General features: G+C 67.9%; 25 protein-coding genes. 14 read left to right on the plus strand and 11 right to left on the minus strand.

Features of this window, described 5'->3' with window-relative positions:
• Positions 1-2: 2 nt before the first annotated feature.
• Positions 3-1,625 (minus strand): DEAD/DEAH box helicase, encoded by a 1,623-nt coding sequence (locus tag DFO45_RS06120; RefSeq protein WP_133864183.1) that lies wholly within the window; start codon positions 1,623-1,625, stop codon positions 3-5.
• A 394-nt stretch (positions 1,626-2,019) separates the two neighbouring features.
• On the opposite strand from DFO45_RS06120, the gene DFO45_RS06125 reads away from it, so the two are divergent.
• The 5 genes from DFO45_RS06125 (at position 2,020) to modC (ending at position 5,735) form a co-directional block, all read left to right on the plus strand.
• Positions 2,020-2,544, plus strand: coding sequence for a DedA family protein (locus DFO45_RS06125; protein WP_133864184.1), 525 nt, complete (start codon positions 2,020-2,022; stop codon positions 2,542-2,544).
• 56 nt (positions 2,545-2,600) lie between these two features.
• Positions 2,601-2,897 (plus strand): hypothetical protein, encoded by a 297-nt coding sequence (locus DFO45_RS06130; protein ID WP_133864185.1) that lies wholly within the window; start codon positions 2,601-2,603, stop codon positions 2,895-2,897.
• A gap of 86 nt (positions 2,898-2,983) precedes the next feature.
• A complete protein-coding gene (gene modA, locus DFO45_RS06135; protein ID WP_133864186.1) occupies positions 2,984-3,796 on the plus strand; it encodes a molybdate ABC transporter substrate-binding protein in 813 nt (270 codons plus the stop codon).
• A gap of 77 nt (positions 3,797-3,873) precedes the next feature.
• Positions 3,874-4,563, plus strand: a complete 690-nt coding sequence (gene modB / locus DFO45_RS06140) for a molybdate ABC transporter permease subunit (RefSeq protein WP_043880268.1) — start codon at positions 3,874-3,876, stop codon at positions 4,561-4,563.
• A complete protein-coding gene (modC, locus tag DFO45_RS06145) occupies positions 4,560-5,735 on the plus strand; it encodes a molybdenum ABC transporter ATP-binding protein (protein WP_133864187.1) in 1,176 nt (391 codons plus the stop codon). The genes modB and modC overlap by 4 nt, the downstream gene beginning before the upstream one ends.
• Here the strand turns inward: modC and DFO45_RS06150 are convergent.
• The 6 genes from DFO45_RS06150 to DFO45_RS06175 all read right to left on the minus strand — a co-directional run bounded on the left by DFO45_RS06150 (position 5,668) and on the right by DFO45_RS06175 (position 10,684).
• Positions 5,668-6,060: a winged helix-turn-helix domain-containing protein gene (locus tag DFO45_RS06150; RefSeq protein WP_245517962.1), complete on the minus strand. Its 393-nt coding sequence runs from the start codon at positions 6,058-6,060 to the stop codon at positions 5,668-5,670. The two genes, modC and DFO45_RS06150, sit on opposite strands and share 68 nt — an antisense overlap.
• 75 nt (positions 6,061-6,135) lie before the next feature.
• Positions 6,136-6,510, minus strand: a complete 375-nt coding sequence (locus DFO45_RS06155; RefSeq protein WP_133864189.1) for a DUF2023 family protein — start codon at positions 6,508-6,510, stop codon at positions 6,136-6,138.
• Positions 6,489-6,971, minus strand: a complete 483-nt coding sequence (fldA, locus tag DFO45_RS06160; protein WP_133864190.1) for a flavodoxin FldA — start codon at positions 6,969-6,971, stop codon at positions 6,489-6,491. The genes DFO45_RS06155 and fldA overlap by 22 nt, the downstream gene beginning before the upstream one ends.
• A 292-nt stretch (positions 6,972-7,263) precedes the next feature.
• Positions 7,264-8,283 carry a ketol-acid reductoisomerase gene (gene ilvC, locus DFO45_RS06165; protein ID WP_012170900.1) on the minus strand — a complete coding sequence of 340 codons (1,020 nt, stop codon included), beginning with the start codon at positions 8,281-8,283 and terminating at the stop codon, positions 7,264-7,266.
• A 47-nt stretch (positions 8,284-8,330) separates the two neighbouring features.
• On the minus strand, positions 8,331-8,846 hold the full coding sequence (gene ilvN / locus DFO45_RS06170) for an acetolactate synthase small subunit (RefSeq protein WP_012170901.1): 516 nt from the start codon (positions 8,844-8,846) through the stop codon (positions 8,331-8,333).
• Between the two features lie 77 nt (positions 8,847-8,923).
• On the minus strand, positions 8,924-10,684 hold the full coding sequence (locus tag DFO45_RS06175) for an acetolactate synthase 3 large subunit (protein WP_133864191.1): 1,761 nt from the start codon (positions 10,682-10,684) through the stop codon (positions 8,924-8,926).
• 393 nt (positions 10,685-11,077) lie between these two features.
• Between DFO45_RS06175 and DFO45_RS06180 the strand changes: the two genes are divergently transcribed.
• The 7 genes from DFO45_RS06180 to lpxK all read left to right on the plus strand — a co-directional run bounded on the left by DFO45_RS06180 (position 11,078) and on the right by lpxK (position 16,850).
• A complete protein-coding gene (locus DFO45_RS06180; RefSeq protein ID WP_133864192.1) occupies positions 11,078-11,590 on the plus strand; it encodes a hypothetical protein in 513 nt (170 codons plus the stop codon).
• Positions 11,591-11,597: 7 nt separating this feature from the next.
• Entirely contained in the window at positions 11,598-12,575 is a 978-nt protein-coding gene (gene ubiA, locus DFO45_RS06185; protein ID WP_245517963.1) for a 4-hydroxybenzoate octaprenyltransferase, read from the plus strand.
• Positions 12,576-12,666: 91 nt separating this feature from the next.
• On the plus strand, positions 12,667-13,506 hold the full coding sequence (locus DFO45_RS06190) for a 3'(2'),5'-bisphosphate nucleotidase CysQ (RefSeq protein ID WP_133864193.1): 840 nt from the start codon (positions 12,667-12,669) through the stop codon (positions 13,504-13,506).
• A 33-nt stretch (positions 13,507-13,539) separates the two neighbouring features.
• The gene (locus DFO45_RS06195; RefSeq protein ID WP_012170906.1) at positions 13,540-13,788 is read left to right on the plus strand and encodes a DUF4170 domain-containing protein; all 249 of its coding nucleotides are present in this window, start codon (positions 13,540-13,542) and stop codon (positions 13,786-13,788) included.
• Between the two features lie 19 nt (positions 13,789-13,807).
• The gene (locus DFO45_RS06200) at positions 13,808-14,545 is read left to right on the plus strand and encodes a DUF374 domain-containing protein (RefSeq protein WP_133864194.1); all 738 of its coding nucleotides are present in this window, start codon (positions 13,808-13,810) and stop codon (positions 14,543-14,545) included.
• Complete coding sequence (locus tag DFO45_RS06205; protein WP_133864195.1) at positions 14,542-15,837, plus strand: 3-deoxy-D-manno-octulosonic acid transferase; 1,296 nt, start codon at positions 14,542-14,544, stop codon at positions 15,835-15,837. The genes DFO45_RS06200 and DFO45_RS06205 overlap by 4 nt, the downstream gene beginning before the upstream one ends.
• On the plus strand, positions 15,834-16,850 hold the full coding sequence (gene lpxK, locus DFO45_RS06210) for a tetraacyldisaccharide 4'-kinase (RefSeq protein ID WP_133864196.1): 1,017 nt from the start codon (positions 15,834-15,836) through the stop codon (positions 16,848-16,850). Before DFO45_RS06205 ends, lpxK begins: the two co-directional genes overlap by 4 nt.
• 12 nt (positions 16,851-16,862) lie before the next feature.
• On the opposite strand, the gene DFO45_RS06215 is transcribed toward lpxK, so the two are convergent.
• Together DFO45_RS06215 and xseA are read right to left on the minus strand one after the other, a co-directional pair.
• Positions 16,863-17,105, minus strand: coding sequence for a DUF2093 domain-containing protein (locus DFO45_RS06215; protein WP_043880272.1), 243 nt, complete (start codon positions 17,103-17,105; stop codon positions 16,863-16,865).
• A 103-nt stretch (positions 17,106-17,208) separates the two neighbouring features.
• The gene (xseA, locus tag DFO45_RS06220; protein ID WP_133864197.1) at positions 17,209-18,807 is read right to left on the minus strand and encodes an exodeoxyribonuclease VII large subunit; all 1,599 of its coding nucleotides are present in this window, start codon (positions 18,805-18,807) and stop codon (positions 17,209-17,211) included.
• 129 nt (positions 18,808-18,936) lie between these two features.
• On the opposite strand from xseA, the gene purD reads away from it, so the two are divergent.
• Together purD and DFO45_RS06230 are read left to right on the plus strand one after the other, a co-directional pair.
• Positions 18,937-20,193 carry a phosphoribosylamine--glycine ligase gene (gene purD, locus DFO45_RS06225; protein ID WP_043879288.1) on the plus strand — a complete coding sequence of 419 codons (1,257 nt, stop codon included), beginning with the start codon at positions 18,937-18,939 and terminating at the stop codon, positions 20,191-20,193.
• Between the two features lie 120 nt (positions 20,194-20,313).
• A complete protein-coding gene (locus DFO45_RS06230; RefSeq protein ID WP_133864198.1) occupies positions 20,314-21,222 on the plus strand; it encodes an alpha/beta hydrolase in 909 nt (302 codons plus the stop codon).
• Between the two features lie 6 nt (positions 21,223-21,228).
• On the opposite strand, the gene DFO45_RS06235 is transcribed toward DFO45_RS06230, so the two are convergent.
• Both DFO45_RS06235 and DFO45_RS06240 read right to left on the minus strand, forming a co-directional pair.
• Positions 21,229-21,792 carry a DUF4337 domain-containing protein gene (locus DFO45_RS06235; RefSeq protein ID WP_133864199.1) on the minus strand — a complete coding sequence of 188 codons (564 nt, stop codon included), beginning with the start codon at positions 21,790-21,792 and terminating at the stop codon, positions 21,229-21,231.
• 155 nt (positions 21,793-21,947) lie between these two features.
• The gene (locus DFO45_RS06240; protein ID WP_012170915.1) at positions 21,948-22,391 is read right to left on the minus strand and encodes a nucleoside deaminase; all 444 of its coding nucleotides are present in this window, start codon (positions 22,389-22,391) and stop codon (positions 21,948-21,950) included.
• Between the last annotated feature and the right edge of the window lie 3 nt (positions 22,392-22,394).

The following is a 22,394-nucleotide window of genomic DNA, read 5'->3' on the forward strand; positions in this document are numbered from 1 at the left end:
TTTCAGCGGACCGGACGACGTGCCGGACCGGTCTTGTCGCTACGGGCAGGCGCCCGCATGAAACCAATGGCTCCGATCTCGGAGCTCTGAGCGCGCTGGCCGCCCTGCGCCCGGCCGCCACGCTCGCTGCGCGGCTGCTCGGCGCGGCCACCATGGGCCGGACGGGCGTCGGCCTTGCGGCCCTCACCATGAGGCCCGGCCGCCGAACGCTGACGCGCCCCCGCCGGACGCTCGGAGTGCACGCGCTCGGCGCCATGACGCTCAGCACCATTGCGCTCGGCACCGTTGCGCTCCGCGCCGGTGCGCTCGCCACGCGGACGTTCACCGCGCGGGCGATCGCCCTGGACGCGCTCACCCTGCGGGCGCTCGGCCCGCGGCGGACGCGCTTCCTTGCGTTCGCCACGCGGCTCGCGCCGCTCCTGACGTTCGCCCCGGGGCTGGGCATTCGCCCGCGGACGATCCTCGCCCACCACCTCCGCAGCCTCCGCCGGGCGGGCTTCGCCCCGGCGGTCGGTGGTCGGAAGCGTCATGCGGATGAGCTTCTCGATGGACCGCAGGTAGGCGCGCTCCTCGCCGTCACAGAACGAGATGGCGATGCCTTCGCGCCCCGCGCGGGCCGTGCGGCCGATGCGGTGAACGTAGGATTCGGGAACGTTCGGCAGGTCGTAATTTATCACATGGCTCACGCCGGTGACATCAATGCCGCGTGCGGCGATGTCGGTGGCCACCAGGGTGCGCAGAGAACCTTCGCGGAAGGCCGCGAGCACACGGTCGCGCTGGTTCTGTGACTTGTTGCCGTGGATGGCCTCGGCCTTGTGGCCGGCGCGGGCGAGCACCTGCACCACCTTGTCCGCGCCATGCTTGGTGCGGGTGAAGACGAGGGCGCGGTCGACCTCCTCGGTGCTGAGCACCTCGGCGAGCATCTTCGCCTTGGCGGGCTTCTCCACGAAGATGACCCGCTGGTCCACGCGGTCGGCCGTCTTGGCGACGGGCGTCACTGCAACCGTGACCGGATTGCGGAGCATGGAGGCCGCGAGATCGGCGATGGCCGAGGGCATGGTGGCGGAGAAGAAGAGGCTGTGCCGCTTGTGCGGCAGGCGACGGACGATGGCCTTGATGGCATGGACGAAGCCCATGTCCAGCATCTGGTCCGCCTCGTCGAGCACGAACACCTCGACGGTGTCGAGCTTCAGGGCATTATTTTCGACCAGGTCCATGAGGCGGCCGGGGGTGGCGACGAGCACGTCGACGCCCCGCTGGAGCGCCCGGATCTGCCGACCCATGGGCACGCCGCCGATGGCGAGTGTGGTGGAGAGGCGGATGTGGCGGCCGAACTTGTCGAGATTGTCGAGGATCTGGCCGGAGAGCTCGCGGGTGGGCGAGAGGATCAGCACCCGGCAGGAGCGGGGCTCGATGCGGCGCGGGTTGCGCGAGAGGTGGTCAAGGATGGGAAGGCCGAAGGCGGCGGTCTTGCCGGTGCCCGTCTGGGCGATGCCGATGAGATCCTTGCCGGAGAGGATGGCCGGAATGGCCTGTGCCTGGATGGGCGTGGGCGTCACGTGCTTTTCTTCGGTCAGCGCACGGACGATGGGCTCGGCAAGGCCGAGTTCAGAAAATGAGGTCAAGCTCTGTCTTTCATGGGCGAGAGCCGCGCGCCTGTCGTGTTGAGGCGCAGCGCAATCGCGAGGGCGTTTGACACCCCGCGTGGCCTGGGCTGTCGCAATCGATCATACGGTAGTCGGGCCGAAGCCGTTCGGGTGCGGCGAGCAATGCTCTGCCTAACAACCCTTGAGCGGTTTCCGCTACGCGGCCCGAGCGCGACCGTAGATGACGCTTCATCAGTCATCCTGATCGCTACGGCTGGCATATGGCTCAGATCCGTGGAGATTTCAAGGCACGCCCGCGCTTATTCGCGCCGGAATGGCGCTTTCCCCCGCCGGCGGACGCAAATTCCCGTCAGACCGGAGCCTTGCCTTGCAATCGCCGACAATGCCCTCGATCTAGTTCCGCGGAGGACCGATGATCGACTTCAGCTCTTTCGTTGCCGATACACTGGCCCTGGTTGAACAGCACAAGCAATGGGCAGTGCCTATCGTGTTTGCACTGGCTTTCGGGGAATCCCTGGCTGTTCTTTCGATCTTCATTCCCGCGACGGTGCTTCTGCTGGGCATCGGCGCGCTGATCGAGGCATCCAATCTCGCCTTCTGGCCCATCTGGGTCGCCGCCGCTACGGGCGCAATGCTGGGCGACAGCGTGTCCTATGCACTCGGCTACTATTTCAAGGACGGGGCGAAGACCGTGTGGCCGCTCTCCCGCCGGCCGGAGATGGTCGCGCAGGGCGAAGCCTTCTTCGCCCGCTTCGGGGTCTGGAGCATCGCGGTGGGCCGCTTCTTCGGGCCGGCCCGTGCCGTGGTGCCGCTCATCGCCGGCATCCTGGCCATGCGGCAGATCCCTTTCCAAGTGGCCAATGTGGCGAGCGCCCTCCTCTGGGCTTTCGTGATGCTCGCGCCAGGCGGGGCCGCGCTCAAGCTCATCGGCTACTGACCGGAACAGGGCGGGCGGCGGCCGGGTTTGCCTTCCGACAACAGGAAGGAACGGCAATGACCCGGCATATCCCCCTCGCCGTCTCGCTGGCCCTCGCCGGCAGTCTGGCACTTGGCGCCGCCCCCGCCGCCCATGCACAGGCGGGCAACGATCCCCGCCCGCCGACCGCGCCCGGCCCAACCCTGCCCGCGCCCCAGCCGGGCGACACGCCCTCCGACCAGCTTCGCCGCAACGACGGCGTCATTCCCCCGCCGCGCAGTGTCGATCCGGACATGCACAAGCCTGCGCCAGACACCGGGACCATGCCCGTGATCCCGCCGCCGGACGGAAACGGCAGCGTGCAGCCAAAATAGGCATCCACAAGGTGCCCCTCTTTTGACGTGGCCTTCGGAAGGGAAGCTATATATGAGGAGATATAACTTCCTTTCCGGAGGCGGACATGTCTCTTGTTTCCTTTGCCGTTCAACGCCTTGCCACCAGCCGTTTCGCGCGCCGCACCTTTCTGTCCCTCGCCCTGTCCGCACTCGCTCTTTCGGCGCCTGCCGCCCACGCGCAGGAGGCCGTCACGGTTTTCGCCGCGGCCAGTATGACGAATGCGCTTCAGGACATCGCCAAGGCCTATACGGCGAAGACCGGCGTGCCGGTGCGCTTCTCGTTTGCCGCCTCCTCCGAGCTGGCCAAGCAGGTCGAGGCCGGAGCGCCGGCCAACATCTTCATCTCCGCCGACAATCGCTGGATGGACTATCTGGAGCAGCGCAACCTCATCGTGAAGGACACGCGCGTTCCGGCACTGGGCAACACGCTGGTGGTGGTCGTCCCTGCCAGCAAGCCGACACAGATCACCATCAGCCCCACGTTCGATTTCGCCACGCTGCTCGGCAAGGACGGGAAGCTGGTGACGGGCAATGTGGATAGCGTGCCGGTCGGCGTCTATGCCAAGGCGGCGCTGACCAAGCTCGGCCTGTGGGACAAGGTGAAGGCCCAGATCGCGGGCGCCGACAGCGTGCGCGCCGCCCTCGCTTTCGTGGAGCGCGGCGAGGCCCCGGCGGGCATCGTCTATGGCACGGATGCGGCCATCGCGAAGAATGTCGTCGTCGCGGGCACCTTCCCGTCGGATAGCCACGAGCCCATCACCTATCCCTTCGCACTGGTGAAGGATCATGACACGGCCGCCGCCAAGGCCTTCTTCGCAGAGCTTCTCAGCCCCGAGGCCAAGGCGGTCTATGCCAAATACGGTTTCACGGTGAAGTAAGCGCTTCCCCCTTCGCAGCGCAATGCGCGGGGGCGTAAGCTTTCCTTGCCCCCGCCGATCCTCAAGGACCCGCCGTGATTCTGACCCCGGAGGAATGGACGGCCGTGCGGCTGAGCCTGCAGGTGGCCTTCTGGGCCACCGTGTGGAGCCTGCCCCCCGGCATCGTCGTCGCCTTCATCCTCTCCCGCCTCGATTTCCCGGGGCGCGGGCTGGTGGATGGCGTCATCAACCTGCCGCTCGTCCTGCCCCGCGTGGTGGTGGGCTATCTGCTGCTGCTGTTCCTCGGGACGCGCGGCGCCCTTGGCTATTATCTCTATGAGTGGTTCGGCATCCGGCTGATCTTCTCCACCGCTGGGGCCACCGTCGCCGCCGCCGTGGTCTCGTTCCCGCTCACCGTCAGCGCCATCCGCCTCTCGCTCGATGCGGTGGACCGGGGGCTGGAGACGGCCGCGCGCACGCTTGGCGCCTCACGGCTCGACGTCTTCTTCAGCATCACCCTGCCGCTGATGCTGCCGGGCATTCTCTCCGGCACGCTCATGTCGCTGGCGTCCGCGCTGGGCGAGTTCGGCGCCACCATCACCTTCGTCTCCAACGTGGAAGGCGTGACGCGGACCATCCCGCTCGCCATCTACAGCGCCACCAGCGTGCCCGACGGCGACGCCATCGCACTGCGCCTCACGGTCGTCTCCATCATCCTGGCGCTCGGTGCCCTTCTACTGGCGGAGTTCGCCGACCGGCGCATCCGCATGGTCCTGGGGCGGGCATGATCGAGATCGACGTCGCGCTGACGCGCTCCTCCAGCTTCCGGCTCGCAGCCCGTTTCGTGGCGCCCGAGAAGGGCATCACCTCGCTGTTCGGCCGCTCCGGCGCGGGCAAGAGCACCATCATCCATATGGTGGCGGGCACCGTGCGCCCGGACAGCGGCAGCATCCGCATCGGCGATACGGTGTTTTTCGACGCCGCGCGGGGCATCGACCTCGCCATGGAGCGTCGGCGGGTGGGCTATGTCTTCCAGGACGCCCGCCTGTTTCCGCACATGCGCGTGGAAACCAACCTGCGCTATGGCGAACGGCGGGCGAAGGGCGAAAAGCGAATCGGCTTCGATGCGGTGGTGGGCATGCTCGGCATCGGCCATCTGCTCGGCCGCCGGCCGCACACTCTCTCCGGTGGCGAGCGCCAGCGGGTGGCCATCGGCCGCGCCCTGCTCGCCCAGCCCCGCCTGCTCCTGATGGACGAGCCCCTCGCCGCCCTCGACGAACAGCGCAAGGCGGAAATCCTGCCCTATCTTGAAGTGCTGCGGGACGAGCTGAAGCTGCCCATCCTCTATGTCAGCCACGCCATCGAGGAGGTGCTGCGCCTCTCCGACATGGTGGTGGCCATGGCGGACGGGGACGTGGTGGCGGCCGGCAGCGTGGCGGATGTGATGTCCCAGCCAGCGCTGCTGCCGGTGGTGGGGCGCTTCGACCTCGGCACCATCGTGGACTGCACGGTCGCTTCCCATGATGCCCATTATGCCCTCTCCAGCCTCGCCTTTCCCGACGGCGAACTGCGGGTGCCCCTGGTGGATCTGCCGCTCGGCGCACCCGCCCGTGCCCGCATCCGCTCCCGCGACGTGGCGCTCTCCTTGTCGCGGCCCATGGATGTCTCCGTCACCAACCGCCTCGCCGGCAGGGTCAGCGACATCCGCCGCGAGGAGGGTCCCTATGCGGACGTGGGCGTCAATCTCGGCCACGTCACCCTGCGCGCGCTCGTGACCGTGGAGAGCGTCAATCGTCTGGCGCTGGAGCCCGGCATGCCAGTGTGGGTGATGATCAAGGCGGTGGCGGTTGATTCCCGCTCGCCTTTGTTCGCGGCGCCGGCGGACGGCCCGCTCAGCCCGCCTGGGTCTCCGGCTCTGCGTCTGGTCGAGCCTGATAATCCTTCGCAAGCGAACGCATGATCTCGCTGCCCGCGCCCTCGGTGGCGCGGGCCGCCTGCCGCTCCATGGCGCGGTAGAGCGCGATGAGGCGATGGCCGAAGGGCGTCACTTCCGACCCGCCGCCCCGGCGGCCGGGAAAGGTGCGCAGCACCGGCTCCTCGAACATGCGGCCGAGTTCGTCCATCAGCATCCAGGCGCGGCGATAGCTCATGCCCAGTGCCTTGGCGGCGCCGAGGATGGAGCCGCTGAGATGGATCGCCTCCAACAATGCGATCTTGCCGGGGCCGAGGCGCCGGCCGTCACCAAAATCGAGACGGATGAACAGGGCGGGGGACGTGTCGGCCACGGCAGTTCCTCTCAGACTGCCGGATGATAGCCCAAAGCGGACCGGGGCGGACCCGCGAATTCCGGGCGGCAGCCCTCAATGGCTCGTGCACACGAACGGCGGCCGGCCGCAGCGGGAGAGATAGCGCTCGCACTGCTGCTCGCGGTCGTAGCCGAGCAGGGTACCGAGCATGAAATCCTCCTCCGGTGTCAATTGGCACAGGGGCTTGGTCACGATGCTGCGGGTGGTCTGCACAAAGGCGGTCCGGCCGAAGAACAGGTTCACCTTCTCCGCATTCACGTGCTGGACGAAATGCTCGATCTGCGATCCCTCCAGCCGCACGAGGATGGGCGGCAGGTCATGGGCAGCCATGGTCATGAGGAACAGGCAGCGGACGCCACGCCGGAACTCATAGACATTGTGGTTGAAGATGCGCAGCGTCACCTGGTCTAGAGCAGCTTCGCAAGCCATGCGGTGACCCGTTTCTCGGTGAGGGAGGACTGGGTGTCGGGATCGATGGCGAGGCCAACGAACTGCCCGTCACGCTCGGCCAGCGAACCGGTGAAGTCGTAGCCAGCCGTCTCGGTGAAGCCGACGACGGCGGCCCCCTTCTCCGCCACGAGATCATAAAGCAGGCCCATGGCATCCACGAAGGAGTCCGGATAGGTCGCCTGATCACCGGTGCCGAAGAGGGCCACCTTCTTGCCCGCGAGGTTGGCGGACTTGAGCGTGTCGATATTGGCTTCCCAGTCGGACTGGAGATCGCCCGCCCCATAGGTGGGCGAGCCGAGGATGAGCAGGTCGCACTGCTCGAAATCACCGACGCTCGCGGCCTTGATGTCGATGGAGCGGCCCGAGGCCTTCTTGCAAATGCGGGCGGCGACGGCCTTGGTGGCCCCCCCGTCCGAACCGAAAATCACGTTGACGATCATCTGCCTTCTTCCGTGTGCGGCCGGCGGCCCAGCCGCCCTGCCCTGTCGCCCGCGGGACCAGCGCATCCGTGAGGCAGGCCCAAGGCTGAGGCACCGGAAGGCGCGCCTCAAGACGGAGGCGCCCAGTTCTAAATGAGAATGATTAGACGGGACGGCGGCTAAGGCCTTGGTGCCGAAGTCATTCTGCCGCTTCTTTAGGAGGCTTCTGTCGTGCAGCGGATCGGATGGGCACCCTGAAACAGAAACGGGCGCCTTCCGGCGCCCGCTCCCTGTTCCAGAACCTGACTGAAACTCAGTTCTTGCTCTTGTCCACGAGCGCCTTGGCCTTGATCCAGGGCATCATCTCGCGGAGCTTCTCGCCGACCGCCTCGATCTGGTGGGCGTTGTGGCGGGCGCGGGTGGCCTTGAACGAGGCCTGGTTGACCTTGTTCTCGAGCATCCAGTCGCGGGTGAACTTGCCGGTCTGGATGTCGGTCAGCACGCGCTTCATCTCCGCCTTGGTCTCGGGCGTGATGATGCGGGGGCCGGTGACATACTCGCCATACTCGGCGGTGTTCGAGATGGAGTAGTTCATGTTGGCGATGCCGCCCTCATAGATGAGGTCGACGATCAGCTTCACTTCGTGCAGGCATTCGAAATAGGCCATCTCCGGCGCGTAGCCGGCTTCCACCAGCGTCTCGAAGCCGGCGCGGATCAGCTCCACGAGGCCGCCGCACAGGACGACCTGCTCGCCGAACAGGTCGGTCTCGCACTCTTCCTTGAAGGTGGTCTCGATGATGCCGGCGCGGCCGCCGCCGTTCGCCGAGGCGTAGGAGAGGCCGAGGTCATGGGCGTTGCCCGAGGCGTCCTGCGCGATGGCGATCAGGGTCGGCACGCCGCCGCCACGCTGATACTCGGAGCGCACCGTGTGGCCCGGGCCCTTCGGGGCGATCATGAGCACGTCGAGATCCTTGCGGGGCTCGATGAGGTTGAAGTGCACGTTGAGGCCGTGGGCGAACAGCAGCGCGGCGCCCTGCTTCATGTTGTCGTGCAGGCTCTCGCGATAGATGTCGGCCTGGAGCTCGTCGGGGGTGAGCATCATCACCACGTCGCCCCACTTGGCGGCTTCCGCGGGGGTCATGACCTTGAAGCCCTCACCCTCGGCCTTCTTGGCGCTGGCGGAACCGGGACGCAGGGCGACCACGATATCCTTCACGCCGCTGTCGCGCAGGTTGAGCGCATGGGCGTGGCCCTGGCTGCCGTAGCCGACGATGACGACCTTCTTGCCCTTGATGAGGTTCAGGTCGGCATCACGATCGTAATAAACGCGCATGGGTTTTCCTCTTGGTAAAACGGGTTGAAAGGGGTCGCAGCCGGCGCTCACATGGCTTCCGGGCCGCGGGAAATGGCGACGATGCCGGTGCGCGCCACCTCGACGAGGCCGAGGGGCGCCATCAGCAGCGCGAACTGGTCGATCTTGTCGGACTTGCCGGTGATCTCGAACACGAAGCTCTCGGTGGTGGCGTCGATGACGCGGGCGCGGAAGGCCTCCGCGAGGCGCAGCGCCTCGGAACGGGCTTCTCCGGTGCCGCGCACCTTCACCATGGCGAGCTCGCGCTCCAGCGACACCGCTTCCACGGTGAGATCCCGCACCCGATGGACCGGCACGAGGCGGTCGAGCTGGTTGCGGATCTGCTCGATCACCATGGGCGTGCCGGTGGTGACGATGGTGATGCGCGAGAGGTGACCCTCATGGCTCACCTCGGACACGGTCAGGCTGTCGATATTGTAGCCACGGCCGGAGAACAGGCCGATGACGCGGGCCAGCACGCCCGGCTCGTTGTCCACGAGGACCGAGAGGGTGTGGCGTTCCGTCTTCTCTTGCGCGAGCGACATCGAGGGGACTCTGCGAAAACAGGGAATGGAGGGGCGCGGCGAGGCCGGGCGCAAAGGCGCGCCCGGCGGCAGGAGGCTCACACCAGCATCTTGCCTTCGTCGGTGATGGCCTCGTCGAGGTCGACCGCCATGTCGCCGAGGATCATCTCATTGTGCGCGCGGCCCGACGGGATCATGGGGAAGCAGTTTTCCTGCTGGTCCACGATGCAGTCGAAGATCACCGGGCGCTTGATGTTGATCATCTCCTGGATGGCCCCGTCGAGGTCGCCGGGCTTCTCGCAGCGGATGCCGACGCCGCCATAAGCGTCGGCGAGCTTCACGAAGTCGGGCAGCGCCTCCGAATAGGAGTGCGAGTAGCGCCCGCCGTGCAGCAGTTCCTGCCACTGGCGCACCATGCCCATGTAGCGATTGTCCAGGATGAAGATCTTCACCGGCAGGTTGAACTGTACGGCCGTCGACATCTCCTGCATGTTCATCAGGATGGAGGCCTCGCCGGCGATGTCGATGCACAGGCCGTCCGGATGGGCGATCTGCGCGCCGATGGCGGCGGGCAGGCCGTAGCCCATGGTGCCGAGGCCGCCGGAGGTCATCCAGCGGTTCGGCTCCTCGAACCGGAAGAACTGGGCCGCCCACATCTGGTGCTGGCCGACCTCGGTGGTGATGTAGACGTCCTTGTCCTTGGTCGCCGCATAGAGGCGCTCGATGGCCTGCTGCGGCTTGATGACGTCCGGCAGCAGACGGTAGGCGAGCGAGTTGCGCGCACGCCAGCGGTCGATCTGCTTCCACCATTCGTCGAGCGCCGCCTTGTCGGTCTGGCGGTCCTGAGACTTCCAGAGGGCAACCATCGCCTCCAGCACCTTGGTACAGTCGCCGATGATGGGCAGGTCGACCTTGACGTTCTTGTTGATGGACGACGGGTCGATGTCGATGTGGATCTTCTTCGAGCCCGGCGCGAAGGCGTCGAGGCGGCCGGTGATGCGGTCGTCGAACCGCGCGCCGATGCAGACCATCACGTCGCAGCCGTGCATGGCCATGTTGGCTTCGTAGGTGCCGTGCATGCCGAGCATGCCCAGCCACTGGCTGCTGGCCGCGGGGAAGGCGCCGAGGCCCATCAGGGTCGAGGTGACCGGAACGCCCGTGAGGCGCGCCAGCTCGCGCAGCGCACGGCTCGCCGCCGGGCCGGAATTGATGACGCCGCCGCCGGTGTAGAAGATCGGACGCTTGGCGCCGGCGATCATCTCGATGGCCTGGCGAACCGCGCCGTCATCGCCCACGAGCTTGGGCTTGTAGGTCTTGTGCTCGATGTTCTCGCGGCCGATGTAGGTGCCCTTTGCGAACTGGACATCCTTCGGGATGTCCACGACCACCGGACCCGGACGCCCGTTCTGGGCGACATAGAAGGCCTCGTGCAGCACGCGGGCGAGATCGTTGACGTCGCGCACCAGATAATTGTGCTTGGTGCAGGGCCGGGTGATGCCGACCGTGTCGCACTCCTGGAAGGCGTCGTTGCCGATGAGGTGGGTCGCGACCTGGCCAGTGATGCAGACGATCGGGATCGAATCCATCAGGGCATCCGTCAGGCCGGTGACCGCGTTGGTGGCACCGGGGCCGGACGTGACGAGGACGACGCCGACCTTGCCGGACGAGCGGGCATAGCCCTCCGCCGAATGCACAGCCGCCTGCTCGTGGCGCACGAGGATGTGCTCGATCCGGTTCTGGTGGAACAGGGCGTCATAGATGGGCAGCACCGCGCCGCCCGGATAACCGAACAGGTGTTCGACACCCTGATCGGTGAGCGCCTGGATCACCATTTCGGCGCCGGTCATCTCCTTGGTCATGTCGTCCACTCCTCGCAGCCCCAGCTGCCCGGCGCCTCGCGCGCCCTCAATCCCGATTGATCACCATATGTGGGCTCCGGAGCTGAGCTCCAGAAACAACGAAGGGGCCCGAAGGCCCCTGATCGCGCGCCACCTGTCCCCCGGACGGCCCGTCAGGCCGCCGCGACGATGGCGCGCTCACGTACAAGAAGGATAATGAAGTTGCGCATCGGCGCACCCGCCCTTTCGAAAGTTGCGCGAACCTACCCACGGACGAAATCTCCGTCAAGCGGGGCCCTCACGCTTTTTTGCGCGCCGGTCGCTGCGGCACCTATTCCCCGGCTCTGCCGCGATATTGCCCCAAGCGTGCTGTCTTTGTAAGGAAACCCCAGTTCCGACGTTGCGGAAGAGACCATGCTCCGGATTTCCCATCCCCCGCGCCTCAAGGGCTCGATCGCCATCGGGCTTGCCTTAGCCTTCTGCGCGGCCGGAACCCTGCCGGCCCTCGCGGACTGCCAGACCGACTTCAACGCCTTGCGCGCCGACATGGAGACCAAGGGCAAGGCCCTCCAGGCGGCCGGCAAGGCCAAGGCCGGTCCGCAGGAACTCTGCCCGCTGTTCCGCACCTTCACGACCGCCGAGGCCAAGGCCGCAAAGTACCTTGAAGACAACAAGGACTGGTGCCAGATCCCGCCGGAGGCGATCAAGCAGGCAGTGGAGAACAACAAGAAGACCGCCCAGCTCCGTGATCGCGTCTGCCAGGCTGCGGCCAATGGCGCCACGGGCGCTTCGGGCGGCCCGGCCAAGCCGCCGCCGCAGGGCAGCCTGTCCCAGGCTCTGGGTGTCACCACCGGCTATGTGCCCGGCGAGAGCAACGGCCGCGGCGGTGTGTTCGACACGCTGACCGGCAACGCCCTCTCCAAGTGACCAGAACGTGAGCGGAGACCTGGGAGAGGCGGCCCGCGCGCCGGAACTGGCGGCGGTCGCCGACGCGCCGTCCGGCAATTGGGTGGACCGGCATGCGCCGGCGGCCCTGCGTCCCTATCTGCGGCTGGCCCGCCTCGACCGGCCCATCGGCAGTTGGCTCCTGCTCATGCCGTGCTGGTGGTCGACAGCGCTCGCCGCCGGTGCCGCGCACCAGCCCTATCCCGATCCGAAGCTGCTGATTCTGTTCGCCATCGGTGCCGTCGCCATGCGCGGCGCCGGCTGCACCTGGAACGACATCCTCGACCGCAAGATCGACCGCATGGTCGCGCGCACCCAGAACCGCCCCATCGCCAGCGGCGCGGTCAGCGTGCCGGCAGCCATGGCGTTCCTGGTGTTCCAGTGCCTCGTCGGCCTCGCGGTGCTGCTGTCCCTGCCCCGCTTCGCCGTCATCACCGGCATCGCCTCGCTCGGCGTCGTCGCCATCTATCCGCTGATGAAGCGCATCACCTCGGTGCCGCAGGCGGTGCTGGGCATCGCCTTCTCCTGGGGCGCCCTGATGGGCTGGGCGAGCGTCTTCCGCAGCATCGACGATCCCGCGCTTCTGCTCTTCGTGGGTTCGGTGTGCTGGGTGTTCGCCTATGACACCATCTATGCCCATCAGGATCGCGAGGACGACGCCATCGTCGGCGTGCGCTCGACGGCATTGCTGTTCGGCCAGTCGAGCTGGGTGGCGCTGGCGCTGAGCTACACGGCCACCGTCATCTTCTTCGCACTGGCGCTCATGGAGACGCCGAGCGGTTTCTTCGCCTGGGCGGGGCTCGTGGCTTTCGCGGCCCATCTCTTCAATCAGGTCCGTCGGCTCGATATCGACGATCCGGACCTGTGCCTTGCGCTCTTCAAGTCCAACCGCGACGCCGGCCTTCTCTTCTTCGTCGGCCTGTCCCTGGACGTGGTCGCGCAGCACCTGTCCGCCCTTTGGCCGTGAGTGCGCGCTCCGCGGGAACGGGCCTCAACTTTCTCCAGAGTGAACGCAAGTCGTCTTGCCACGGACATGCGAGGCGCTTAAGGGCAGCCCCATGAAGTCGCAGGATCAGACCCCGCCCCGTTCCGGCGCACCGGCGCCGGACGCGCCGGATGCCGTCGCCCGGCTGATGGCCGATGCGGTGACCGCGGCGGGAGCCATCGCGCTCGATATGTTCCGCGCGGGCCGGCTTGAAAGCTGGAGCAAGGCCAACGATTCGCCCGTGACGGCGGCCGACATCGCCGTGGACCGCTTCCTGAAGGATCGCTTCACCGCGCTGGCGCCCGACTACGGCTGGCTCTCGGAAGAGAGCGTGGACAGCCCGGATCGCCTCGCTCGCAGCCGGGTCTGGGTGGTGGACCCCATCGACGGCACGCGCGGCTTCATGGCGGGCGGCGTGGACTGGGCGGTCTCCGCCGCTCTGGTCGAGGACGGCCGGCCTGTCGCCGCAGCCCTGTTCGCACCTGCGAGCGAAGAGCTGTTCGTCGCCTCTGTCGGAGCGGGGGCGACGCGCAACGGCGTCCCGCTCGCCGTTTCCGATCTGACGGCACTGGCGGGCGCGCGCATCTCCGGTCCCGTGGCGAGCCTCGACCGGCTGGCCCAGCACGCCCCCATCGAGCGGCGCCCGCGTGTGCGCTCGCTCGCCTTGCGCATCACCCGCGTGGCCACGGCTGAACTGGATGTGGCGCTGGCCGCCCCCAATGCCCATGACTGGGACATCGCGGCGGCCGACCTTCTGGTGCAGGAGGCCGGCGGCCTTCTGTCCGGCTTGGATGGCCGGCCTCTCACCTATAATGCTACGGTGCCCCGGCACGGGGCGCTCGTCTGCGCGGGGACCGCCCTGCATCCTCACATTCTCGCTGCGGCGCGTGCGGGCGCCGGCGGCGCATCCTGACGTTCCTCCCGTTTTCGCCTGTCCCAGGAACTTATGACCATGACCGAACGCAAGCAGCTGCTTCATCTCGTCTTCGGCGGTGAGCTCAAGGATCTCGACTCGGTTGACTTCAAGGATCTGAGCCAGCTCGACATCGTTGGCATCTATCCCGACTATGCCAGCGCCGCCGCCGCGTGGCGCGGCAAGGCGCAGATGACCGTGGACAACGCGATGATGCGCTATTTCGTCGTCCACCTGCATCGCCTGCTCGATCCGGACACCGACAAGACGCACGGCAGCTGAAGGACGGAACCCCTCACTCATGTGGCGTCGTATTCGGACCAACCGGGGCGTCCAGGTCGCCCTGGGAACGACCTTTGCTTACTATTTCAAGGCTGTGGCCTACACGACGCGTTTCGTGGTGGAGCCGGCTGACATCTACGCGCGGATCGAAGAGAACCTGCCGCTCATCATGACCTTCTGGCATGGGCAGCACTTCCTGACGCCGTTCGTGATGAAGCCGCACCACAAGGCGAAGGTGCTGATCTCCCGCCATGCGGATGCGGAGATCAATGCCATCGCCGCCGAGAAGCTCGGGGTCGGAACCATCCGCGGTTCCGGCGCCACCTCCCCGCGCGACTTCCACCGCAAGGGCGGCGTGTCCGCCACCTATGCGCTCATTGACACGCTGGCCGAGGGGATCAATGTGGCGATGACGGCGGACGTGCCGAAGATCGCGCGCCATGTGGGCAAGGGCGTCGTGGTGGTGGCCCGTCATTCCGGCCGTCCCATCGTTCCCATCGCCATGGCCACGAGCAACCGCATCACCCTGAAGAGCTGGGACAAGGCCAGCCTCAACCTGCCCTTCAGCCGCGGCGCCGCCGTGGCGGCGGCGCCGATCTGGGTGCCCCGCGATGCGGACGACGCCGCCATCGAAGCCGCGCGGCTTCTGGTGCAGCGGCGCCTCGAAGCCGCGACCGCCCGTGCCGAGGCGCTGGTGGGACGCGGCAGCGCCCCCGCCCTCGTCGACGGCAAGGCCCCCGGCGAGGCCGCCCGATGACCCGAAGGCCGCTCCCGGTTCCGCTCCGTCTCTACCGGGGCGCCGCCTCGTTCGCGACGGTGCTGGCCCCGGCCTGGCTGAAGTACCGGGTGCGCAAGGGCAAGGAAGACCCGGCACGCATCGCCGAGCGGCGCGGCATCACGCGGGTGGAGCGGCCGCAGGGTCCGCTCATCTGGGTCCATGGCGCGAGCGTCGGCGAGATCGTCTCCATTCTGCCCCTCGTGGAGCGGCTTCAGGATCGCGGTTTCGCCATCCTGCTCACCTCGGGCACCCTCACCTCGAGCCGCGTCGCCGCCCGCCGGGCGCCGGCCTCGGTGATCCACCAGTTCGTCCCCCTCGACGCCCCCGCCTTCGTGCGCCGCTTCCTCGACCACTGGAAGCCCGATCTCGCGCTGCTGGCGGAATCCGAGCTCTGGCCCAACCTCATGACCGAGCTCGACAAGCGCGGTACGGCGGTTGTGCTTGTGAACGGCCGTCTGTCCGCCCGTTCGGCACAGCGCTGGGCCCGCCTGCCCCGCAGCGCGCGGGCGCTTCTCTCGCGGGTGGATCTCTGCCTCGCCCAGACGCCCGAGGATGCCGCCCGTTTCCGGGGCCTTGGCGCGCCGCGCGTTCAGGTCGCCGGCAATCTCAAGTTCGACGTTCCGGCGCCGCCCGCCGACGCCAGCATGCTCGCCCGCCTCCAGGCCGCCATCGGCGAGCGTCCCGTCCTGCTCGCGGCCTCGACGCATCCGGGCGAGGACGAATACGTTCTGGAAGCTCACGGGCGGCTTCGGCAGGAGCTGCCCGGCCTTCTCACCATCATCGCCCCCCGTCATCCCGAGCGCGGCGGTGCCATCCGCCAGCTGGCCCACGACGCGGGATTTGCGGCCACCCAGCGCAGCCAGACGCCGCTCCCTCTGCCCGAGGCGGAGGTTTATGTGGCCGACACCATCGGCGAAATGGGCCTCTTCTACCGGGTGGCACCGGTCGCCTTCCTCGGCGGCTCGCTCATCGAGCACGGCGGACAGAACCCCATCGAACCGGCGAAGATCGGTACTGTCGTGTTGCACGGCCCCCATGTGTGGAACTTCGCCGCCGTCTACGGAAAGCTGGACGAGGCCGCCGGCTCCGTCCCGGTGATGGATGCTGAGGACATCGTGCGCGCCACGCTCGACATCTTCTTCACGCCCGGCTGCCACGAGCGCATCTCCCACGCCGCGTGGCAGACGGTGGAAAACCTCAGCGGCGCACTGCCGCGCACGCTGGCGGCCATCGAGCCCTATCTCCTGCAGATCCGGCTGGAAGGGAAATGATCGGGCAGGCGCCCGCCTTCTGGTCCCGCCGCAACAGCCTCATGGGCTGGGTGCTCTCGCCGATCGGCGCGCTTGTCGGCGCCGTCACCCTGAAGCGGATGGCCGGCCCCTCTACGGGCGTCCCGGTCCCCGTCATCTGCATCGGCAATCCCACCGTCGGCGGCTCCGGCAAGACACCAACCGCGCTCATGGTCCTGGCGCGCCTGCAAGAGCAGGGCGCACGCCCCTTCGCCCTGCTGCGCGGCCATGGCGGGCGCCTCGCAGGTCCGGTCCTCGTCGATCCGCAGACCCATACGGCGGCTGACGTGGGCGACGAAGCCCTGCTGCTTGCGCAGGCGGCACCCACTGTTGTGTCCCGCGACCGCCCCGCCGGCGCCGCCCACGCCGTGGCCCTCGGCGCCAGCCATGTGGTGATGGACGACGGCTTCCAGAACCCGTCGCTCGCCAAGGACGTGAGCCTGCTGGTCATTGATGGCGAGGCTGGCGTCGGCAACGGGCGCGTGCTGCCCGCCGGGCCTTTGCGCGCACCGCTGGCGCCGCAGCTTGATCGCGCCGATGCGCTGCTGGTGGCCGGTGGCGGGCGCTGTGCCGACGCGCTCGGAAAGCTTGCCCGCAGCCATGGCAAGGTGGTGCTGAGGGGGCAGGTCCGGCCCGATCCGTCGGTCATCGCCACGCTCGAAGCGGGGACCGTACTTGCCTTCGCGGGCATCGGCCGACCGCAGAAGCTCGCCGACACGCTGGCGGCAGCGGGCGTGCGGATCGGGCGGCTCCAGCCCTTTCCCGATCATCATCCCTACCAGCCGTCGGACATCGCTCCGCTCATCGCGGAGGCCGCGCGCAAAGGGTGGCAGCTCGTCACCACCACAAAGGACCATGTGCGGCTGGGAGATCGGCGCTTTGCCGACATGGCCGGCGCCATCACGGCCCTGCCGGTGACCATGCAGTTGGATGCGCCCGGGGCCCTGAATGACCTTCTGCGGCTGGCAGAGGCGCGGGCCGCGGCCCGGATCTGAAGCCGTTAGGGCTCAGTCTTCGTCGTCGGCCGCTTCGATCTTGGTCGGGCCGAGCACCCGCGTCAGGACAGCCTGCGGGTCCGCATAGGCCTCCTGCAGATCGACGCTCCAGTACCGCAGTTCATCGAGCGGGATCTGCTGACCGGTCACGGCGCAACGCACATAGCTTCCCGGCCGAATGATCCGGAATTCACCGTCCAGATACCGGATCTCCGCTTCGCCCTGCGGCTCGGGAAAACGTTCGAATCGATTCATCACGGCGAAGAGAGACCCCAGAAACGAAGCAGACATGGCAGACTTGCCCGAAAGATACTGGTTTTCGGGAGAGGCCGAAAGGGCAACACCCTGCGGCGGCGCGTCAATCGTCGAACAGCGATGGCTGCTCCGCCTTGGTCCGCCCCCCCTTCGAGGGGCGCGCAGCCTGCGGCGGCTCGACAGGAGCCCCCTCTCCCAGTGCCTGGACGCCCAAGCGCCCATCGGCGAATTCCAGTTCCAGTCGCGCGCCCGGCACGACCGCGCCGGCAGCCCGCACCGCGCCGCCCTGCGCATCGCGCACCAGCGCGAAGCCGCGGGCCAGAACCCCGCGATAGGAGAGGGCCTTCAGCAATTGTTCCATCGCGGCGAGACGATTGGCGCGCACCCGCAAGTCGTGCCCCACCGCCCGTTGCGCCCGCGTCGAGAGGACAGAGAGGCGCTCCCGGCAGCGGGACAGATGGAGGACATGGGCGCGCAACGAGGCGGTCCGCGCGGAGCCGAAGCGCGCCGTCACCGCCGAAAGACGCTCGCTGCGGCGGGACACGAGGCCGGTCAGTCCCCACTGCAGGCGCCCACCCAAAGCCGCCACGCGGTCCTGCGCGCGGGCAAGCCGCAGGCGGAAGGCGGAAGCGGAATGACGTGTGCGCACTGCCTCGAAGGCCAGCCGATGCGCCGCCGCATTGGCCCTGAGCGCGCGCGGCAGCCGCTCGCCGGCGGCATCGAGCCGCTGACGCGGGACCGCAAGCAAAGCATCCGCTGTCGGCAGGTGCCGGGCGAGCGCGCGGAAATCGGCCCGGCGGCGCTCCAGAAGGCGCCGGGGCGCCGCAGAAAGGCGCTCGCCATAGGCCTCGATGCCGGCGATGAGATCCGCGCGCACGGGCACCACCATTTCGGCGGCGGCAGTGGGGGTCGGCGCGCGCACGTCGGCGGCGAAATCGATCAGCGTCACGTCGGTCTCGTGGCCCACCGCCGAGACCAGCGGAATGAAGCTCTCGGCCGCCGCGCGCACCACCGCTTCGTCGGAGAAGCCGAGCAGATCCTCCAGCGAGCCGCCGCCGCGCGCCACGATGAGCACGTCCGGCCGCGGGATGGGACCGCCCTCGGGCAAGGCGTTGAAGCCCCGGATGGCCTCGGCCACCTCCGCCGCGCTGGTCTCGCCCTGCACCCGCACGGGCCAGACGATCACCTCACGGGGAAAACGGTCGGCGAGGCGGTGGAGAATGTCGCGAATGACGGCGCCGGTGGGCGAGGTGACGACGCCGATCACCTTGGGCAGGAAGGGCAGTTCCTGCTTGCGGGCGGCATCGAACAGGCCTTCGGCGGCGAGGCGGCGCTTGCGCTCTTCCAGCATCGCCATGATGGCGCCGGCGCCAGCGAATTCGAGGCTCTCGATGACGATCTGGTAGCCGGATTTGCCCGGATAGGTGGTGAGCTTGCCCACCGCCACCACCTCCAGCCCTTCCTCGGGCCTGAGTTTCAGGCGGGCGAAGGCGGATTTCCAGATCACCGCATCGAGGCGCGCGCCCTCGTCCTTGATGCTGAAATAGGCGTGGCCCGAGGAATGGGGCCCGCGATATCCAGAGATTTCTCCGCGCACCCGCACATGACCATAGGCGTCCTCCACCGTCCGCCGCAGGGCGAAAGAGAGTTCGGAGACGGTCCATTCCGGCGCATTGGCGCGGGTTTCAGGCAGATCGGTCATCGAATCAGACGGCACCAGACAATCGAGGCAGAAGCATAGCCGCTATCTCATATGCGGCGGGCGCAATGCCCTACCCCTTGTTCACGGCCTCTCGACCCGATAGCCAAACCGAAACGGGGAAACAGTCCGATGAACGTGCTCCTGCTCGGTTCCGGTGGCCGCGAACATGCCCTTGCCTGGAAGCTCGCCCAGAGCCCGGACATGGGTCAATTCTATGCCCTGCCGGGCAACCCCGGCATTTCCGATTTCGCCGAGGCCATCGAGGGCATCGCTTTGTCCGCCCACGATACGCTCGTGCGCTGGTGCAAGGACCATGCGATCGAACTCGTGATCGTCGGCCCCGAAGCACCGCTGGTGGCGGGTCTCGTGGACCGGCTGGCGGAAGCCGGCATCGCCGCCTTCGGCCCCACCGCCGCCGCCGCGCGCCTTGAGGGCTCCAAGCTCTTCACCAAGGAACTGTGCCGCGCCAACGGCATTCCCACCGCCGCCTTCGCCCGCTTCACCAAGGCGGAAGCAGCCTGGGCCTATGTGACCGCCGAGGGCGCCCCCATCGTCATCAAGGCCGACGGCCTCATGGCCGGCAAGGGCGTGGTGGTGGCGCAGACGGTGGAAGAAGCCATCTCCGCCATCGATCAGGTGTTCGCCGCCGGCGGGCAGGAAGTGCTGATCGAGGAATTCATGGAAGGGGAGGAGGCGAGCCTCTTCTGCCTCGTGGACGGCGAGACCGTGGTGCCCTTCGGCAGCGCGCAGGACCACAAGCGCGCCTTCGACGGCGACCTCGGTCCCAATACCGGCGGCATGGGCGCCTATTCCCCCGCCCCCGTGCTGACGCCGGAGCTTGAGAAGCGGGCCATCGACGAGATCGTCATCCCCACCGCCAAGGCCATGGCGGCGGCGGGCACGCCCTATCGCGGCGTGCTGTATGCGGGCCTGATGCTCACCTCCACCGGTCCTAAGCTCGTGGAATACAACTGCCGCTTCGGCGACCCGGAATGCCAGGTTCTGATGCCCCGCTACACCGGCGACCTCCTGGAGACGCTGAATGCCGTCGCCCACGGCCGGCTGTCGCAGGTGAAGGTCTCCTGGTCGGACGACGCCGCCATCACGGTGGTCTATGCCAGCCGCGGCTATCCCGGCGCCCACCAGACGGGCAGCGAGATCAAGGGGATCGAGGCCGCCGCCGCGCTGCCGGACGTGCTGGTCTTCCAGGCCGGCACCAAGAAGAACGGCGCCCGCCTGCTCTCGAACGGTGGCCGCGTGCTGAACGTGACGGCCACCGGCAAGACGCTGAAGGACGCCCGCGACCGGGCTTATGAGGCCGCCGGCCTCATCGACTGGCCGGACGGCTTCCACCGCAACGACATCGGCTGGCGCGCCCTGCGCTGACCGCAAGCCGATTTTCGACTTCTGCAACGGCGGGACACCAGTCCCGCCGTTTTGCGTTGTGCGGGTGGTGGCGCGCCCGACGGCGTGCGACGCTGAGCGAAAATGCGCCGGAGGACTGCCATGCCCGACCTTGCCGACCTCTATCCGGGCTTCGAGGCCCATAACATCGATACGGCGGCCGGCCGCGTCTTCGTGCGCACCGGCGGCTCGGGCACGCCGCTCCTGCTGCTGCACGGTTTCCCGCAGACCGGCGTCATGTGGCACAAGGTGGCGCCGGAGCTCGCGAAGACCCACAGCCTCGTCATCGCCGACCTGCCCGGCTACGGCTGGAGCGCGGCGCCCGAGCCCGGCCGCGATCATGCGCCTTATTCCAAGCGCGCCATGGGAGAAGCCATGGTGCGGGTGATGGAGCATCTGGGCCACGCCCATTTCGCGCTCATGGGGCATGACCGGGGGGCGCGCGTCGGCTATCGCATCGGCCTCGACCATCCCGGCCGGCTCGACCGGCTGGTGGTGCTCGACATCGTGCCCACCATGGCCATGTGGCACGGCATGGACCGCAGCCGGGCCATGTCCGTCTATCACTGGATGTTCCTCGCCCAGCCCCATCCACTGCCGGAGACACTGATCGGCAAGGATCCCGGCTTCTATTTCGACTGGACGCTGGCGAGTTGGACTCGCGACAAGGATCTCTCCGCCTTCAGCCCCAAGGCGCTCGCCCATTACCGGGCCTCCTGCGCCGTGCCCGAGCGCATCCGGGCCATGTGCGAGGACTATCGGGCCGGGGCCACCATCGACCTCGCCCATGACGAGGCGGACCGCTCGGCGGGCCGCACCATCGACTGCCCGGTGTTGGCGGTATGGGGGGCGAGCGGCATTCCCGCCAAAGGCGAGAGCCCGCTCAACGCCTGGCGTGCCTTCGCCCCGCAGGTGACGGGACAGGCGGTCGAAAGCGGCCATTTCGTCTGTGAGGAAGCGCCGGAGGCGGTGCTGGCCGCCGTCACGCCCTTCCTCGCGCAGGGACGCTGAGGCGGCTCAGGTCAGCAGGGCGACCAGCCAGTCCGGATGGACAGACCAGCCGGCGAAACCGGCGGTCCCCATGAAGAAGCCGTAAGCCCCGAAGCCCCAGGAGACATAGAGCAGCCACCACAGGCTGGTCAGGGCGGCAACGGCCGCAAGCGACAGGGAGATGGCGAGCGCCGCGTCGGCCAGATCGAACTGGTCGTCGCGCATGTTTGCCTGATTGTAGCTCTCTTCCAGGTCCTTCGCCTTCTGGGCGAGCTTGTCGGCGCGGCCCTGATAGCGCTGCTTCTCGCCCTCGATGGCCGCGAGCTTCGCCACCACATTGGCCGGCGGGGACTCGCCGAACTGGACTTTGAGGATCTCGGCCGTCTGCTCGTTCATGTGCAGCTTGAGGCGGGCCGCCTGATATTCGTTCCAGGTGTCCACGATGTCGGCCTTGGCCGCCTGCATAGCCTGGACGATGTTGTCGTCCTTGATCTTGGCCACGGCCATGAAGACCGAGAGCAGCACCACGGTCATGGCGACCGCCCGGTTCAGCGCGCGGGTATGCCCCTCGCTGGTGATTTCCACTTCCATGAATGTCCCCTGCCCCATGCGGGAGTACCGCTGCACTGCACCATAATGCGTCACGGGCGGTGGCAAAATCCTCCCCCTGCGGCAATCCGTCCGGCCAGAGCCGGAACCCCGCCCAGCGAAACGCAAGGCGTCCGATGAGCGCGGTGAATCACGCTCTAGCGGCGGGCCTGGAAGAAGTTGCGCAGGATTTCCGCCGAGTGGCGCTCGGCGATGCCGCCATAGACGTCCGGCGCATGATGACAGGTGGGCTGGGTGAAGAAGCGCGGCCCGCTGTCCACCGCCCCGCCCTTGGGATCGAGTGCGCCGTAATAGAGGCGGCGGATGCGGGCGAAGGAGATGGCCCCGGCGCACATGGCGCAGGGCTCCAGCGTCACATAGAGGTCGCAGGTCAGCAGCCGTTCGGCACCGAGCGCCTTGGCCCCCGCGCGCAGCACCTGCATCTCCGCATGGGCGGTGGGATCGGACAGTTCGCGGGTGCGGTTGCCGTCACGGGCGATGACCTGGCTGTTGCGCACGAGGACGGCCCCGACCGGCACCTCGCCCCGCTCGGCGGCGGCGCGGGCCTCGGAAAGGGCCGTCTGCATGAAAGTCTCGCTCACCGG

The sequence above is a fragment of the Azorhizobium sp. AG788 genome (assembly GCF_004364705.1).
GTDB lineage: Bacteria > Pseudomonadota > Alphaproteobacteria > Rhizobiales > Xanthobacteraceae > Azorhizobium > Azorhizobium caulinodans.